The organism is Bradyrhizobium japonicum USDA 6 (assembly GCF_000284375.1).
Classification (GTDB): domain Bacteria; phylum Pseudomonadota; class Alphaproteobacteria; order Rhizobiales; family Xanthobacteraceae; genus Bradyrhizobium; species Bradyrhizobium japonicum.
In genome coordinates this window covers 7,891,765-7,906,903 of the sequence record NC_017249.1, presented here as the reverse complement: position 1 = coordinate 7,906,903, position 15,139 = coordinate 7,891,765, and the positions used below count along the sequence as shown (strand labels likewise).

General features: G+C 65.4%; 15 protein-coding genes. 6 read left to right on the top strand and 9 right to left on the bottom strand.

Annotation, left to right across the window (positions count from 1 at the left end; all coding sequences use genetic code 11):
• Window positions 1-36: 36 nt before the first annotated feature.
• Complete coding sequence (gene ctrA, locus BJ6T_RS36880) at window positions 37-738, bottom strand: response regulator transcription factor CtrA (RefSeq protein ID WP_008138878.1); 702 nt, start codon at window positions 736-738, stop codon at window positions 37-39.
• A 431-nt stretch (window positions 739-1,169) separates the two neighbouring features.
• Between ctrA and fliI the strand changes: the two genes are divergently transcribed.
• The 6 genes from fliI (at window position 1,170) to BJ6T_RS36850 (ending at window position 7,364) form a co-directional block, all read left to right on the top strand.
• Window positions 1,170-2,495, top strand: coding sequence for a flagellar protein export ATPase FliI (gene fliI, locus BJ6T_RS36875; protein ID WP_014497690.1), 1,326 nt, complete (start codon window positions 1,170-1,172; stop codon window positions 2,493-2,495).
• A 121-nt stretch (window positions 2,496-2,616) separates the two neighbouring features.
• The gene (gene fliJ, locus BJ6T_RS36870; RefSeq protein WP_008138882.1) at window positions 2,617-3,036 is read left to right on the top strand and encodes a flagellar export protein FliJ; all 420 of its coding nucleotides are present in this window, start codon (window positions 2,617-2,619) and stop codon (window positions 3,034-3,036) included.
• A 180-nt stretch (window positions 3,037-3,216) separates the two neighbouring features.
• Window positions 3,217-3,762, top strand: coding sequence for a sigma-70 family RNA polymerase sigma factor (locus BJ6T_RS36865; RefSeq protein ID WP_014497689.1), 546 nt, complete (start codon window positions 3,217-3,219; stop codon window positions 3,760-3,762).
• 37 nt (window positions 3,763-3,799) lie between these two features.
• A complete protein-coding gene (locus BJ6T_RS36860) occupies window positions 3,800-4,858 on the top strand; it encodes an anti-sigma factor (protein WP_014497688.1) in 1,059 nt (352 codons plus the stop codon).
• 210 nt (window positions 4,859-5,068) lie between these two features.
• The gene (locus BJ6T_RS36855; RefSeq protein WP_014497687.1) at window positions 5,069-6,028 is read left to right on the top strand and encodes a helix-turn-helix transcriptional regulator; all 960 of its coding nucleotides are present in this window, start codon (window positions 5,069-5,071) and stop codon (window positions 6,026-6,028) included.
• 115 nt (window positions 6,029-6,143) lie between these two features.
• A complete protein-coding gene (locus tag BJ6T_RS36850; protein ID WP_014497686.1) occupies window positions 6,144-7,364 on the top strand; it encodes an NAD(P)/FAD-dependent oxidoreductase in 1,221 nt (406 codons plus the stop codon).
• A gap of 318 nt (window positions 7,365-7,682) precedes the next feature.
• Here the strand turns inward: BJ6T_RS36850 and BJ6T_RS36845 are convergent, their stop codons facing one another.
• From BJ6T_RS36845 to BJ6T_RS36810, 8 genes are all read right to left on the bottom strand, one after another.
• Window positions 7,683-7,886, bottom strand: coding sequence for a hypothetical protein (locus BJ6T_RS36845; protein WP_014497685.1), 204 nt, complete (start codon window positions 7,884-7,886; stop codon window positions 7,683-7,685).
• 295 nt (window positions 7,887-8,181) lie between these two features.
• Window positions 8,182-10,323: a flagellar biosynthesis protein FlhA gene (gene flhA / locus BJ6T_RS36840; protein WP_014497684.1), complete on the bottom strand. Its 2,142-nt coding sequence runs from the start codon at window positions 10,321-10,323 to the stop codon at window positions 8,182-8,184.
• A gap of 339 nt (window positions 10,324-10,662) precedes the next feature.
• On the bottom strand, window positions 10,663-10,965 hold the full coding sequence (locus tag BJ6T_RS36835) for a copper-binding protein (RefSeq protein WP_014497683.1): 303 nt from the start codon (window positions 10,963-10,965) through the stop codon (window positions 10,663-10,665).
• Between the two features lie 14 nt (window positions 10,966-10,979).
• Window positions 10,980-11,435, bottom strand: coding sequence for a cupredoxin domain-containing protein (locus BJ6T_RS36830; RefSeq protein WP_028170043.1), 456 nt, complete (start codon window positions 11,433-11,435; stop codon window positions 10,980-10,982).
• A gap of 35 nt (window positions 11,436-11,470) precedes the next feature.
• On the bottom strand, window positions 11,471-12,802 hold the full coding sequence (locus BJ6T_RS36825) for a copper oxidase (RefSeq protein WP_028170044.1): 1,332 nt from the start codon (window positions 12,800-12,802) through the stop codon (window positions 11,471-11,473).
• A 13-nt stretch (window positions 12,803-12,815) separates the two neighbouring features.
• Window positions 12,816-14,240, bottom strand: coding sequence for a TolC family protein (locus BJ6T_RS36820; protein WP_014497680.1), 1,425 nt, complete (start codon window positions 14,238-14,240; stop codon window positions 12,816-12,818).
• A gap of 9 nt (window positions 14,241-14,249) precedes the next feature.
• The gene (locus BJ6T_RS36815) at window positions 14,250-14,534 is read right to left on the bottom strand and encodes a hypothetical protein (RefSeq protein ID WP_014497679.1); all 285 of its coding nucleotides are present in this window, start codon (window positions 14,532-14,534) and stop codon (window positions 14,250-14,252) included.
• A gap of 79 nt (window positions 14,535-14,613) precedes the next feature.
• A complete protein-coding gene (locus tag BJ6T_RS36810) occupies window positions 14,614-15,054 on the bottom strand; it encodes a hypothetical protein (protein ID WP_014497678.1) in 441 nt (146 codons plus the stop codon).
• Between the last annotated feature and the right edge of the window lie 85 nt (window positions 15,055-15,139).

Below are 15,139 nucleotides of genomic sequence, written 5' to 3'. Positions count from 1 at the left end.
AGCGAGCCCCGGGGGCTCGCGACGTAAAGCCCAGGATCAGGCGGGAATGCGCTCTTCGTGCTCGTGCGGCTCGCGCAGCACGTAGCCGCGGCCCCACACGGTCTCGATGAAGTTGCGGCCCTCGGAAGCGTTGGCGAGCTTCTTGCGGAGCTTGCAGATGAAGACGTCGATGATCTTCAGCTCCGGCTCGTCCATGCCGCCATAGAGGTGGTTGAGGAACATTTCCTTGGTGAGGGTCGTGCCCTTTCGGAGCGAGAGGAGCTCCAGCATCTGGTATTCCTTGCCGGTCAGATGCACGCGCTGGCCGCCGACTTCCACCGTCTTGGTGTCGAGGTTGACGACGAGGTCGCCGGTCTGGATGACCGACTGGGCATGGCCCTTGGAGCGGCGCACGATCGCGTGGATGCGGGCCACCAGCTCGTCCTTGTGGAAGGGCTTGGTCATGTAGTCGTCGGCGCCGACGCCGAGACCCTTGACCTTGTCCTCGATGCCGGCGAGGCCGGAGAGGATCAGAATCGGTGTCTTGATCTTGGAGACCCGAAGCTGCTTGAGCACGTCGTAACCGGACATGTCGGGCAGGTTGAGGTCGAGAAGAATAATGTCGTAATCGTATAACTTACCGAGATCGACGCCTTCTTCCCCCAAATCGGTCGTGTAGACGTTGAAGCTCTCAGACTTCAACATCAGCTCGATCGACTGCGCGACGGCGCTGTCATCTTCAATCAGCAAAACGCGCATGCCAGTTCCCCATAGTCGCCGCTCCCGGGCGTCAGGTCGGCCGCATTCGCGGCACTCAACAAAACGCCTTTGAACAACTGATTCGGATCCTGACAACAGATGGTTAACAAACTCTGATTCTGGAGCGCAAGTCCCCCCGGTGCAATTTTTGTCGAATCGCCCTAAGGTCTTGCGCGCGAAGCAGCTTTCGTCACCCCGTACCGTTCAAGTTCCACTTTAAGAGACGGGCCTAACCGACTCCCGCGACTCAGCCTTCTTCTGAAGGGGAGCCACGCTCAGTCACAAAGACAGTGACGCAATGATTAACGATGCGGGTAAACACGAAGTTAAGCGCCGTTCAGAAATATGGCGAAACTTAAGTCTTTCGCCATGATGCCCGGGATCGAAGGCGATCACCTCATGAAGGTCCTCTTGTTGAAGGCGCGCCGCTGATGAAGGCCCTTGCCGAACAGATCGGCGACATCGACGGCGTCAACATCTATGGCCGCGTGGTCGGCGTTCGCGGCCTGATGGTCGAGGTGGCCGGACCCATTCACGCGATGTCGGTCGGTGCGCGGCTCGTGATCGAGACCGGCGCGAACCGTTCCATTCCCTGCGAGGTGATCGGCTTTTCCGACAACAACGCTGTCGTGATGCCGTTCGCCGGCCTGGACGGGGTGCGCCGCGGCTGCAAGGCCGTCATCGCCAATGCCGCCAATCAAGTGCGTCCGTCATCGGCCTGGCTCGGCCGCGTCGTCAACGCGCTGGGCGAACCGATCGACGGCAAGGGGCCGTTGCCGCAGGGCCCTGCGCCGATGCCATACCGCAATTCGCCGCCGCCGGCGCATTCGCGCAAGCGCGTCGGCGCCCCGCTCGATCTCGGCGTGCGCGCGATGAACACGTTCCTCACCTGCTGCCGCGGCCAGCGCATGGGCATTTTCGCAGGATCCGGCGTCGGCAAATCGGTGCTGCTGTCGATGCTCGCGCGCAACGTCGATGCCGCGGTCAGCGTCATCGGGCTGATCGGCGAACGCGGCCGCGAGGTCCAGGAATTCTTGCAGGACGACCTCGGCGAGGAGGGCCTGGCGCGCTCGGTCGTGGTGGTCGCAACCTCGGACGAGCCGGCGCTGATGCGGCGCCAGGCCGCCTATCTGACGCTCGCGGTGGCCGAATATTTCCGCGACGAGGACAAGGACGTGCTCTGCCTGATGGACTCGGTGACGCGCTTTGCCATGGCCCAGCGCGAGATCGGCCTGTCCGCCGGCGAGCCGCCGACCGCCAAGGGCTATACGCCGACCGTGTTCACCGAGCTGCCGAAGCTTCTGGAGCGCGCGGGGCCGGGCCTGGGCGAGGGCGCGATCACCGCGATCTTCACGGTGCTGGTCGACGGCGACGACCATAACGAGCCGATCGCGGATGCCGTCCGCGGCATCCTCGACGGCCATATCGTGATGCAGCGCTCGATCGCCGAGCGCGGCCGTTACCCCGCCATCAACATCCTCAAATCCGTCTCCCGCACCATGCCGAAATCGGCCGACCCGCAGTTCTGGCCGACCATCCAGCGGGCCCGCCAGGTGATGGCGACCTATGCCGACATGGAGGAATTGATCCGGCTCGGGGCCTACCGGGCCGGCTCCAGCCCCGAGGTCGACGAGGCGATCCGGCTGCACGAGCCGCTGGAGGCGTTCCTGCGCCAGCGCAAGGACGAAAATGCATCACTGGCGGACGGCTACCGCCAGTTGGCGCAAATCCTCGGTGATTTGGAAACGGAACGCTAACTTTGTCAGGTCATCATCCGCTCTCACAGAGTAGCAGAGCCGGTCTTGGCCCCAATCGGGCCTGTGGGGAGACCGGTGACGTCCCACGTGCAGCCAGGGGACTTCTGGGGAGTATGAGTCGATGAAGTCACGTGATACCCTCATCCGCCTGAAGAAATTTCAGGTCGACGAGAAGCGCCGCCGGGTCACCCAGATCGAGACCATGATCGCCGACTTCCAGCGGATGTCGACCGATCTTGAACGCGAGATCACGACCGAGCAGGAGCGTGCCGGGATCAACGATCCCTCGCACTTCGCTTATCCGACCTATGCCAAGGCCGCGATTCAGCGCCGCGAGAACCTGACCCGCTCGGCCGACGAATTGAAGGGCCAGCTCGACGAAGCCAAGGCCGCGCTGGCCGAAGCCTTCGAGGAACTGAAGAAGGTCGAGCTCCTCGACGAGCGTGACCAGGCCCGCGAGCGCGCCGAAGAAAACGCCCGCGAGCAGGCCGACCTCGACAGCATCGGCCTGATGCGCGCCCGCATCGGCGCCGTCGCCTGACGGCGCAGCCAGGGGTCCAACAGCCGAGAATTCGTCGAACCCGGGCCCGCAAGGTCCGGGTTTTGCGTTTGCTATCCACAGTGTGGCGCGCCGCCCCTTGGTGATGGGCTTTGCCGCGCGCTATGGTAGCGGAGTGCCAGGGCCCGCGCGGAACGCGACGGGCCGTGTGTGGGGGGCTGAATGCTGACGCCAGCAGAGCTGGTCGGGCTGATTGGGGAGGTCGCAAGGGGCGATCAGGCCGCGTTCGAGCGCCTCTACGTCGCCACGCGCGCGAAACTCTATGGCGTCGTGTTCCGTATCTTGCGTCGACAGGATCTCGCAGAGGAGGTCATTCAGGAGACCTACGTCAAGATCTGGAACGGCGCGGGCCAGTTCAATCCGGCCTTGTCGTCGCCGATCACATGGATGGCATCGATCGCGCGCAACCGCGCCATCGACATCGTGCGCAAGAAGACGGAAGTCTCCATCGAGGAAGAGCCGCAGGCGATGGAAGTCGCTGCCGAGAGCCCCGATCCGCTGGCGCGGAGGGAAATGACCGAGGAGTTGAAGCGGCTCCTGGAATGCATCGGCCGGCTCGAGCCGGATCGTCAGAGGCTCGTGCTTCTCGCCTATTACAACGGCTGGAGCCGCGAGCAATTGGCCGAAAAATTCGCCGCGCCCGTCAACACGGTGAAGACGTGGCTCCGGCGCAGCATGTTGGATATCCGCGAGTGCCTCGGATTGTGAGGGCTTGCATTGTGAGGGTGGTTCTGGACTGCAAGTGATGGCCTACACGGAGGACCATATCGCGCTCGCCGCGGAATATGCGCTCGGCACGCTCGACGCCGACGAGCGCGCGCAGGTCGAGACCATGATGGCCGTGGACAAGGCGTTCGCCGATGTCGTGCAGGCCTGGGCTTACCGGCTCGGCGTCCTCAACCAGATGGTCGGTTCGGTCGAGCCGCGTCCGATCGTGTGGGAGAACATCCGGTCCGAGCTTGCGCGGACGGACTTTGCGCAGGAGACGCCTGCACCGGAAGCTTCGTCGCCGCCGCCACCTGTGCCGGAGTCCTCCTCGATCGAAGCGGCACCGCCCGAGCTGGCACCGGACGTCGCGCCGCAATCGGAGCCGCAGCCTTCCGAAACAGAGCAGCCCGGGACGGCGCGGCCGGCACCCGATGCGCTTCCCGACATCGCGCCGATATTCATGCCGCAGGTGCATGCGCCCGATCCTGACGTCGTGCGCGCGCCGCCGGCGCCGGTCGCCGACAACAGCAACGTCATCCGGCTCGAGAGCCGCGTGAAGCGTTGGCGCACGATCGCCTCCGCCGTGGGAGCGATTGCGGCCACGCTGCTGGTGACGCTGTCGCTTCAGATCTTCCGGCCCGATGCGCTGCCGGGCGGCTTGCGTCCCGCGCCGCGCATCCAGATTGTGGAAGTGAAGACGCCGGCGCCGCTCGCGGCTGCTGCGCAATATGTCGCGCTGTTGCAGGGCCAGGGCGGCGGTCCCGCCTTCATCCTCACGGTCGACGGCGCGACGCGGAATTTCACCGTGCGCAAGGTCGGCGCGACGCCGGAGGCCGGCAAGAGCTTCGAGCTCTGGCTGATCTCCGACAAGCTGCCGCGTCCGCGCTCGCTCGGCGTGATCGGCGCGGGCGATTTCACCGCGCGCCCGGTGCTCGGCTCCTTCGATCCCGAGGTCGTCAACGGTGCGACCTTCGCCGTTACCGTCGAGCAGGCCGGCGGCTCGCCCAACGGCCAGCCGACCTCGGCCCCGGTGTTTTCCGGCAAGCTGATCGAGACCGTGCCGCCGTCTCAACCGCAGGCGCCCGCGAAGAAGTAGCTGTCGTGGCGCCGTAGCCCGGATGGAGCGCAGCGCAATCCGGGCTACACGGCGCTCGACCGTCGCCAAGGTCCGTCCAGCCGTCGCAACCCGACAAGTCCCGCCGAATCCACCCCCGCGTTGAACCTCCCCGCAATCCGCGGCGTCAAATGCCCGGAATTTGCAGTCGGCGCCGCACATCATGGCGCCGGAGAAGGGGCTAGAAGTCAGATGGATGCAGCTAAGACGCCGGGCATCTTCGTCCACCAATATGCGGGTCTTCCGCATGGTCCGGCCTTCGAACATTGGCGCGAGCGGGCCTTCGGTCCCTGCGGCCTCGATGTCGGGCCGAGCCACGGCGACAGCATCGATTGCCGGCTCCAGGTCAGCGTGGTCGACAATATCGCGTTGGCCATTCCCGAAGGTGCCTCCGCGCAATATTCGCGCACGCAAAGCCATCTTGCCGACGGCAGCGACGATCTCGTCCTGATCGCTGCGCATGCGGGTCTCGTCCGCGTCGGGCAGAACGGCCACACCGTCGAGCTTGCGCCGGCGCAGATGGTGCTGGTCGACATGGGCGTCACCGGCAGCGTCGGCCACACCCAGGAAGATCGCTTCACCAGCATCCGCATGCCGCGCCGCGCGCTGCTCGACATCAATCCGCGTGCCGAGGACAAGCTGTCGCAAGTGCTCTCCGATGGCGCGGTGGCCGAGACGATCTTCCGCTACCACGCACTCGCCGCCAATCACGCGCCGCATCTCGACGCCGTCGGCCAACGCCTGACCGCGCAGCACGTGATCGATCTCGTCGGCCTGCTGCTCGGCGCCGATGCGGAGCACGCAAGCCTTGCGCGCGGTCGCGGGCATGCGGCGGCCCGTCTCGATCTCATGCGCGCCGACGTGATGGCCGCGCTCGGCCGCAACGATCTCTGTCTGTCCGAGATCGCGACGCGCTCAGGGCTCAGTCCGCGCCAGGCGCAACGCTTGTTCGAGCAGGCCGGCACGACCTTCACCGAATTCGTGCTGGAGCAGCGCCTGGTGCTGGCGCGCAAGCTGCTCGGCGATCCCCGCGCGAGGGCGCGCAAGATCAGCGACATCGCGCATTCCTCGGGCTTCTCCGACCTGTCCTATTTCAACCGCGCCTTCCGCAAGCGTTTTGGCGCGACGCCATCGGAATTGCGCGAGGCCTGAGCCGCGGTTTTATGCAGCGGAGCGGCGCCGCCGCAGTTGGTCGATCCGGTCGAATGAGCTATATCTGCCTGCGCGGGCAGGCCGCCGGAATTCTTGGACAAGGCAGTAAACGGACATGGCGCGTATCGTCGTGCTCGGCGCCGGGTTTGCGGGTCTGTGGGCGGCCATCGGCGCCGCGCGCAAGCGCGACGAGATCGGCGCGGCCGGCCGTGACGTCGAGATCCGTGTCGTCGATCGCAATCCCTATCACAACATCCGGGTGCGCAATTACGAGGCCGACCTCAGCGAGGTCGCGCTGCCGTTGCCGCAACTGCTCGATCCGATCGGCGTCACCCATGGCATTGGCGAGGTCGAAGCCATCGACCCGGCACGGCGCGAGATTTCTCTCGTCACGAGCGGCGGCGAGGAGACGCTGAGCTACGACCGCCTGGTGCTGGCGCTCGGCAGCGAAGTGATGCGTCCCGCCATCCCCGGCCTTGCCGAGCATGCTTTCGACGTCGATACCTATGCCGCCGCGCTCATCCTCGAAAATCATCTCGTCTCGCTCGGACACAGCGCGGCATCGCCGGGGCGCTCGACGGTCGTGGTGGTCGGCGCCGGATTCACCGGTATCGAGGTCGCGGCCGAGATGCCCGACAGGCTGGCGCGCGCCGGCATCACCGGCAGCCGCCGCATCGTCCTGGTCGATCCCAATCCTGCGGTCGGCGCTACCATCGGCGCGCATGCGCGTCCCGTCATCGAAACGGCTTTGGCCTCGCTCGACGTCGAGACGCGGCTTGGCGTGCGCGTCGTTTCCGTCGAGGCCGCCGGGATACACCTGAGCTCGGGCGAGTTCATCCCGGCGCAGACGGTGATCTGGTGCGCCGGGATGCGCGCGAGCCGGCTGGCCGAGAGCTTCGCGGGCGCACGCGATCGCCTCGGCCGCCTGCTGGTCGATCCTTTCATGCGGGTTGCCGATGTGCCGGGCGTGTTCGCCGCCGGCGATGTCGCCTCGAGCGTGGTCGATGGACTGCACCCGACCGTGATGTCCTGCCAGTTCGCCCGTCCCATGGGCCGCTTCGCCGGTCACAACGTCGTGGCCGATCTCGCCGGCCTGCCGATGCTGCCGCTGCGCATCGACTGGTACGTGACCGTGCTCGACCTCGGCGGCTGGGGCGCGCTCTATACGGAAGGGTGGGATCGCGAGGTTCGCACCACTGGCGCGGCCGCAAAAGCGACCAAGCAGACCATCAACTGCAAGCGCATCTACCCGCCGCTCACCGGCCGCAAGGACGAGCTCTTCGCTGCCGCAGCGCCGACGGTGCAGGCGCCGCCGCCGACTTATGGGGCGCGGTAGCGCCAAACACTCGGTATCATCGTCCGCCTTGTGCGCAATTGCGCCCTGGGGCGGGCGATCCAGTATTCCAGAGACGGCAGTGGGATACGGAGGGGGCGCGGCGTACTGGATTCCCCGCCTTCGCGGGGAATGACAGCGGTGTTTGGGGGCTCCCTACACTGCGTCCATAGCGAAATCATACCCCAGAAATGAGAAAGCGCCCGTGGGGGCGGGCGCTTTCCGTAGTCGACTTGGGGTTGGGGTCGTCTACATATCCACGTGGCGACTTTGGGGGGCTGGTAAAGAGCCGCGTGAATTCATAAAACTCGTCAAATCTCCTTATCGAACGAGGGATGCGTTCGAGCTGGTGATAACAACCGGCTTGCCGGCCTTGATGACGCGGGCGGTCTGGGTCAGGCCTTCGTCCGAACCCGTGCGTGCCGCCGTGATGCCGAAGCCTGCCACCGCGATCCCGGCGACGAGGGCTACGACCACGATTTTCAAGTGGGTCGAGCGATCAGCGCTGTAAATCGAGTGGTTCATGGAAGGCTCCTGCCGCCATCTACCCGAAGTAGTCGCTACCCTGTTGGGGGAGGTTCATGCTTCCGGTCCCCAACAACCTAGTATTGGGGGGATTCGTTCCCAAGGGGCCATCACAAGAGCGTGACAGGACGTGAAAGGTCGCGATCAAAAGCGACCTCTCAATCGTGCGATTATATAATTATTTCAAAGGTGTAATGTGCTTGCGAGGCGCCTTGTTTGCATTTGGTCGACAAGGCGCCAGGAACTCAAAAACCATTTGCCTGTGGCCGAAAAACATACGGCTTCTTAAGGCAAATCAGATGCTTCCGACCGTTTTCAACCTCGCCCTGGGGTGGATTTCAGCCTGCGACAGCACCGTCGTCTGGGCCCGGAACCGCTCGACGAGAGAGCGTACGAAGGGACGAATTGCCGCAGACGTGACCAGCACCGGCGCCTCGCCTTCGCGCGCGGCGCGCTCGAAGGCCTCGCGCACGCCGGTCATGAATTCCGACAGCTTCGAGGGCTGCATCGCGAGGCTGCGTTCCTCGCCTTGCCCGATGATGGATTCGGCGAAGGCCTGTTCCCACCGCGCCGACAGCGCGATCAGCGGCAGATAACCGCTGTAGGAGGTGTTTTGCGCGCAGATCTGCCGCGCGAGGCGGGCGCGGACATGCTCGACCATGGTCGCGGGATTGCGCGAGAAGGCGAGCGAGTCGGCGATGCCTTCCAGGATGGTCGAGAGATCGCGGATCGAGATGCGCTCGGCGAGCAGCAGCTGCAGCACGCGCTGGATGCCGGAGACCGTGACCTGGCCCGGCACGATGTCCTTGACCAGCTCGCTCTGCTCCTTCGGCAGCTCCTTCAGCAGCTTCTGCACCTCGCCATAGGAGAGCAAGTCCGACATGTTGGCCTTGAGCAGCTCGGTGAGGTGGGTCGAGAGCACGGTCGCGGCGTCGACGACGGTGTAGCCCTTGAGCGAGGCTTCTTCCTTGAGGCTGGCATCGACCCAGGTTGCGGGCAGGCCGAAGGTCGGCTCGGTGGTGTGGATGCCGGGCACCTGCACCTGGCTGCCGCCGGGGTCCATGACCATGAACTGGTTCGGCCAGATCTTGCCGGTGCCGGCGTCGACCTCCTTGATCTTGATGATGTAGGTGTTGGCTTCGAGCTGGACGTTGTCGAGGATACGCACGGCGGGCATCACGAAGCCCATCTCGATGGCGAGCGAACGACGCAGCGCCTTGATCTGCTCGGTGAGGCGGTCGGTGCCATCAGGGCCGTTGACGAGCGGCAGCAGCGCGTAACCGAGCTCGATCTTGAGGTCGTCGATCTTGAGCGCGGCCGAGATCGGCTCTTCGGCCGCAGCGGCGCCCGGCGCACCTGGCGTTCCCGGAGCAGGTGCGGTCCTGGCGGCTTCCTCGGCCCTGGCCGTCACCCGGTTGCGGTTGCGGGCGTGCCAGGCGAGCGCGCCGGCGCCGGCGCCGAGCGCCAGGAAGGGAATGGTCGGAATGCCCGGCAGGGCCGCCAGCACCAGCATGACCGCCGCGGACATCGCGAGCGCCTGCGGATAGCCGGAGAACTGCTTCATCAGCGCCTTGTCGGCGGCGCCGGACACGCCGGCCTTGGAGACGAGCAGGCCGGCCGCGGTCGAGACGATCAGCGCCGGCACCTGGGTGACGAGACCGTCGCCGACGGTCAGCAGCGTGTAGCTGCGCCCGGCGTCGGCGAAGGAGAGCCCCTGCTGCGCGACGCCGATGATCATGCCGCCGACGATATTGATGAAGACGATCAAAAGGCCCGCGATGGCGTCGCCGCGAACGAATTTGGAGGCACCGTCCATGGCGCCGAAGAAGCCGCTCTCATCCTCGAGATCCTTGCGCCGCTGCTTGGCGACCTTCTCGTCGATCAGGCCGGCGGAGAGATCGGCGTCGATCGCCATCTGCTTGCCGGGCATGGCGTCGAGGTGGAAGCGTGCGGCGACTTCGGCGATACGGCCCGAACCCTTGGTGATGACGACGAAGTTGACGATGATCAGGATGGCGAAGACGATGATGCCGATGACGAAATTGCCGCCCATCACGAAGCTGCCGAAGGCTTCGATGACGTGACCGGCGGCATCCGTGCCCTCGTGCCCGTGCGACAGGATCAGGCGGGTCGAGGCCATGTTCAGCGACAGCCGCAGCATGGTCGAGATCAGGAGGACGGTCGGGAAGGCGGAGAATTCCAGCGGCGCCTGGATGAACAGCGACGTCATCAGGATCAGGATCGAGAGCGTGATCGAGATCGCCAGGAACAGGTCCAGCACGATCGCGGGCAGCGGCAGGATCAGCACCACCAGGATGGTGAGGACGCCGAGCGCCAGCGCGATATCGCCGCGCTTGAGGATGTTGCCGATCTCAGTGAGGGTGGGGAAGCCGGCGTTCGTGGCGCCTACGCCCTGTCCCGCGGTGACGTCGACCATGGTAGCTGCTCCCCCGCGCGACTGCCGCCCGCGCGCCCCAAACGTCTGCGCGGCGGCCGAAGGGCCGCCGTTTCGAAAGTGAGGCACCGCACTGGCGTCCACGGGGGACCTCCCGTTCTACGCGGCTGACGACACTCGACTTCACTCGGCAATTCTTGCCGGGTGTATGGTTAGCAAAGGGTTAACGGAGGGTGCGGCGGGAGGTCAGACCGGGGTGTTTCAGGCTTCTGGCGGGGACGAAGTCGTCATGCCGCGCCGAAGGCGTGGAGGGCCGGGACGAGCCCGGCCATGACGTTGTGGAAGCGTTTGGCGCCGAAATCAGCTGCGGACGACGTAGCCCTACTTCGCCTTCTGCATCGTCGTCACCGTATACCCCGAAGCCGCCTCCTCGGCCTCGAAGGTCACCTTGTCGCCGACCTTCACCTGCTTGAGCAAAGCGGGGTCCTTGACCCGATAGACCATGGTCATGGGCTCATCCATGCCGAGGCTTTTCGCCGGTCCGTGCTTGAGCGTGATCTTGCCGGCGCCTTCGTCGATCTTCTTGACCTCGCCGCTGATCGCGGCGCCCTGGGCCGCGAAGGCTTCGGCAACAAAACTGACGGTCAGCGCCAGCGCTGCGGCGATACGGATGGTGCGCTTCATGGGAGTCTCCCTTGTTACTTCACGGTGACGTGGCCGACCATGCCGTAGTCGCGGTGGTCGGGAATCAGGCAGGAGAATTCGAACGTGCCAGCCTTGCTGAACTTCCAGAGGATCTCGGCCGTCTTGTTCGGCGCGAGCCTGACGCCGTTGGGATCGTCGTGCTCCATATGCGGATGCTTCTTCATCTCCACGGCATGCGCGAGATTCTCCTTCGTCGTGGCGAGCAGGAATTCATGGTCCTCCTTGCCGATATTGCGCAGCACGAAACGAATCTGCTCGCCGCGTTTGACCTCGATCCTGGCCGGCGCGTAGTCCATCTCGTTCAGCAGGACCTCGATCGTGCGCGCGGGCTTCCTGGGATCGCCGGGCTCGCCGGCCGAAAAGGTCCCGTGCCCGTGCTGGTCGTGGGCAAACGCCGGTGCGATCGAAAGTGCAGCCAGCGCAAGTCCGAGTTTGATCGTCTTCTTCATCTTGTTCTCCAGTTGGTGGTGGTTCATCGAAACGCTCACATCTTCATGTTCTTCATCGGCGCGCCTTGCTGCCGCGCCGGCTCTGCGGACGGCGGCGTGACCTCGTAGGCGACGGTGCCTTGCGGGAATTGGTAGGGGCCGGGATCGCGATAATCGTCGCGCGCGAGGTCCTCGCGGATCTTCATCACCGTGAACATGCCGCCCATCTCGATCGGCCCGAACTGACCGGTGCCGGTCATCATCGGCAGCGTGTTGTCGGGCGCGGGCATCTCCATGTTACCCATGGCCATGCCGGTCGAGCCCATCGCCATGCTGTCAGGTGCGAGCTTGCCGACGGCCCTGGCGAGGTCCTTGCGCGACACGCCGATCAGATTGCGCACCTCGTGCCCCATCGCGTTCATGGTGTGGTGCGACTTGTGGCAGTGGAACGCCCAGTCACCGGGATTGTCGGCGAGAACGTCGAACACGCGCACCGCGCCGACCGGCACGTCGGTGGTCGTCTCCGGATATTGCGCGCTCTCCGGAATCCAGCCGCCATCGGTGCAGGTCACCGCAAAGCTGTGGCCGTGCAGATGAATCGGATGGTTTGTCATGCTGAGATTGCCGATGCGCACGCGCACCTTGTCGCCGAGTCGCACCGGCAAGGGATCGATGCCGGGAAACACCCGCGAATTCCAGGTCCACATGTTGAAGTCGGTCATCTCGTTGACCTGCGGCAGGTAGGTGCCGGGATCGACGCGATAGGTGCTCATCACGAAGACGAAGTCGCGGTCGACGGGCCGGAAACTTTGATCGCGCGGATGCACGACGACCATGCCCATCATGCCCATCGCCATCTGCACCATCTCGTCGGAATGCGGGTGGTACATGAAGGTCCCGCTCTTCTTCATCTCGAATTCGTAGACGAAGGTTTTTCCCGGCTGGATGTGCGGCTGCGTCAGTCCGCCGACACCGTCCATGCCGCTGGGAATGATCATGCCGTGCCAGTGCACGGTGGTGTATTCGGGCAGTCTGTTGGTGACGAAGATGCGGACCTTGTCGCCCTCGACCGCCTCGATGGTCGGACCCGGCGACTGGCCGTTATAGCCCCATAGATTCACTTTCATGCCCTCGGCGAATTCCCGCACCACGGGTTCGGCGACGAGGTGGAATTCCTTCCAGTCGCCGTTCATGCGGAACGGCAGCGACCAGCCGTTCAGCGTGACCACGGGGCGATAGTCGGGGCCGCTGATCGGATGCAGCGGCGGCTGCATCACCACCTTGTCCATGTGAGGCGCTTCCGGAATGGACGCAGCCTGCACACGGCCGCTGATGGCCGACGCGCTGGCGAGCGCGGCGGTGCCTAAAAATCCTCGACGGGAAAACATGTTGGCCTCCATGTCAGTGACCGCCATCGGCAGGCGCTGCCGCAGCGACGGTGCTTGAAGTGTCGCCGCCCGACCCAGGTGTGCCGCCGCCGTTGACGGCGGTCTGGAGGTCGGACTGGGCGAGGAAGAATTTTTGCTTGGCATCGATTGCGCCGCGCAGCGATGCGAGGCGCTGCCGCGCTTCGGTGAGCAGCGCGAAGATATCGACCTGCATGCTGGAGAAGCGCAGCTGCATCTCCTCCGTGATGATTTTTCGCAAGGGGAGGATTTCGCGCTGATAGTGGCTGGCGATGTCGTAGCTGGAGCGATAGACGCGATAAGCATCGCGCGCCTCGGAGCGGACGTTGACGGCGCGCTCGGTCAGGCGGTTGAAGGCGAGATTGTAGGTCTCCGCCGCCTGCCGCACCCGCACCTCGCCGCCGTCGAAGATCGGGATCTGGAACTGCACGTCAAAGCCGCGTTCGCGGAACGGTGGGCCCTCGGGATCCTGGGTGCGGCGGGAGATGCCGGCGAGGTCGAGCAGCGTGACGAAGCGCGTCGCCTCGGTGAGATTGAGCGACTTTGCCAGCGCCGTCAGCTCCAGCCGCGCGATCCGAAGATCGATGCGATGGGCCACCGCATCGGCTTCGATCGAGGGCAGTGCCTGCGGCCGGCGTGGCAGCGGCGGCAGTTGATCGGGCAGACGGAAGTCGAGGCCGCCGTCCCACAGCCCCATCAGGCGCGCGAGCCTTTCGCGGGCGCTCGTTGCGGCCTGCCGCGCGGTGGCGAGGTCGGCGGTGGTCTCGGCGTAAAACACCTGCTCGCGGGCCTGATCGAGCTTGTTGATCGAGCCGGTCTCGCCGAGTTTGACCGCAAGCTGCGCCGTCGATTCCGCCGTCGCCTTCGCATCGGTGAGCAGCGCCACCATGTCGTTTCCGGCGACCGCACGGACATAGACGCGCCGGACATCGGCGGCCAGCCGCAGCGTCGCCAACGCCGCGCGCAATTGCGCCTGACGGAAACGGTCGCGGGCGATCTCGGAGCGGAACGGCAGCGTGGCCAGCGCGAGGATGTCGCCGACCACCTGACGCTCTATCTCGCTCGCGCCATTCCCTGCGATGCGCGAGATCGAGAACACGGGATTGGGCGGCAGGCTCTGCTCGACGAGCTCGGTCTCGGCCAGCGCCAGCTCGTTATAGGTCGCTTGCAGTCCCTTGTTGTTGAGCAGCGCGATCTGCACGGCTGTCTCGGTGGTCAGCGTGCGTGCCAGCAAGCGGCGGACAGTCGCGTTGACGGCCTCCGCACCTTCGGCCGTTCGCACGAAGGCGACGTCCTTGTTGATGGTCTGGCTGGTGAGGTCCGAGACCGTCGCCATGCCTCCGTCCGGCGAGAATGCCATGCAGCCGGATAGTCCCAGCGCAGTGAGCACGAGCAGGCCCCGCGCGAAATGATGTGCCATCCCGCGCTCCTACCGGTCTTGCTTCGGCTGCGGCGCGACGCTGTCGTTGCGCTCTCGCCACGGTGCCGGCGCTGCAGGCCGCAGGCTGGTGTAGGGCGCAATCGTCGAGCGATAGCCGACGCGCGCGACCTTCGCCGCCGGATCGGCAGGATCGGCGCCGGCCACGGGCACAGTTGCCGGCATGCAGCCGGACAATATCAATGCGGTTCCGGCCAGCAGCGGCCAATTGAATCGAAAGTGTCGTCCACGCGCCGCGGATGCGGCGGCGAACTTCGCCCCGGAAAGGGTAAGCATGAGTCATCCCTGATCTGTCGTAGAGACCACAGGTTCGCGCACGCGGATGCGCGTGCGGCCCTGACGTCGTCGCGTCAGATCAGGCGATGGGAGGACGGTAGTGCCGAGGCGGCGCCGCGCTGTGCAGGCTGGCCACGATCTCGGGCGCGCAGGCGGAGATCGGCTGAAGCGGCTTGGCGACGCTGGGCAAGTCGGCCGGCAGGGCGCTCACGCACATCATCGCGCAGCACGGGCCAGCCTTGCCGTCATGGTGATGTTGTTGAGCGGGCGCGTCCTGTGCGGCGGCCTGGTGATGCGCGTGCGTGCCGGCGTGGTCATGCGGCACGTCGCCATGCATGTGGCTGGCCTGCATCTGGTGATGCGCCGGCGCGAGATCGGCGAGCAGCGCGTCGTCGAGGCACGGTGCTGGACCGCTACCCCAGGCAAGCGCCGCCGCCGGCGCGAGCACGCAGAACAGATAGGCGAGGGCGATGATCCGCCCCACCCTGATCCGCATCGATCGCGTCAATCGCAACAGCATTCCGCCGACAGGCTCCTCGCGCGGCAATGTTGCACACGCAGATTGCAAACTAATGGCAAAGCGCGGCTTCGCCAAGCATCTTCTT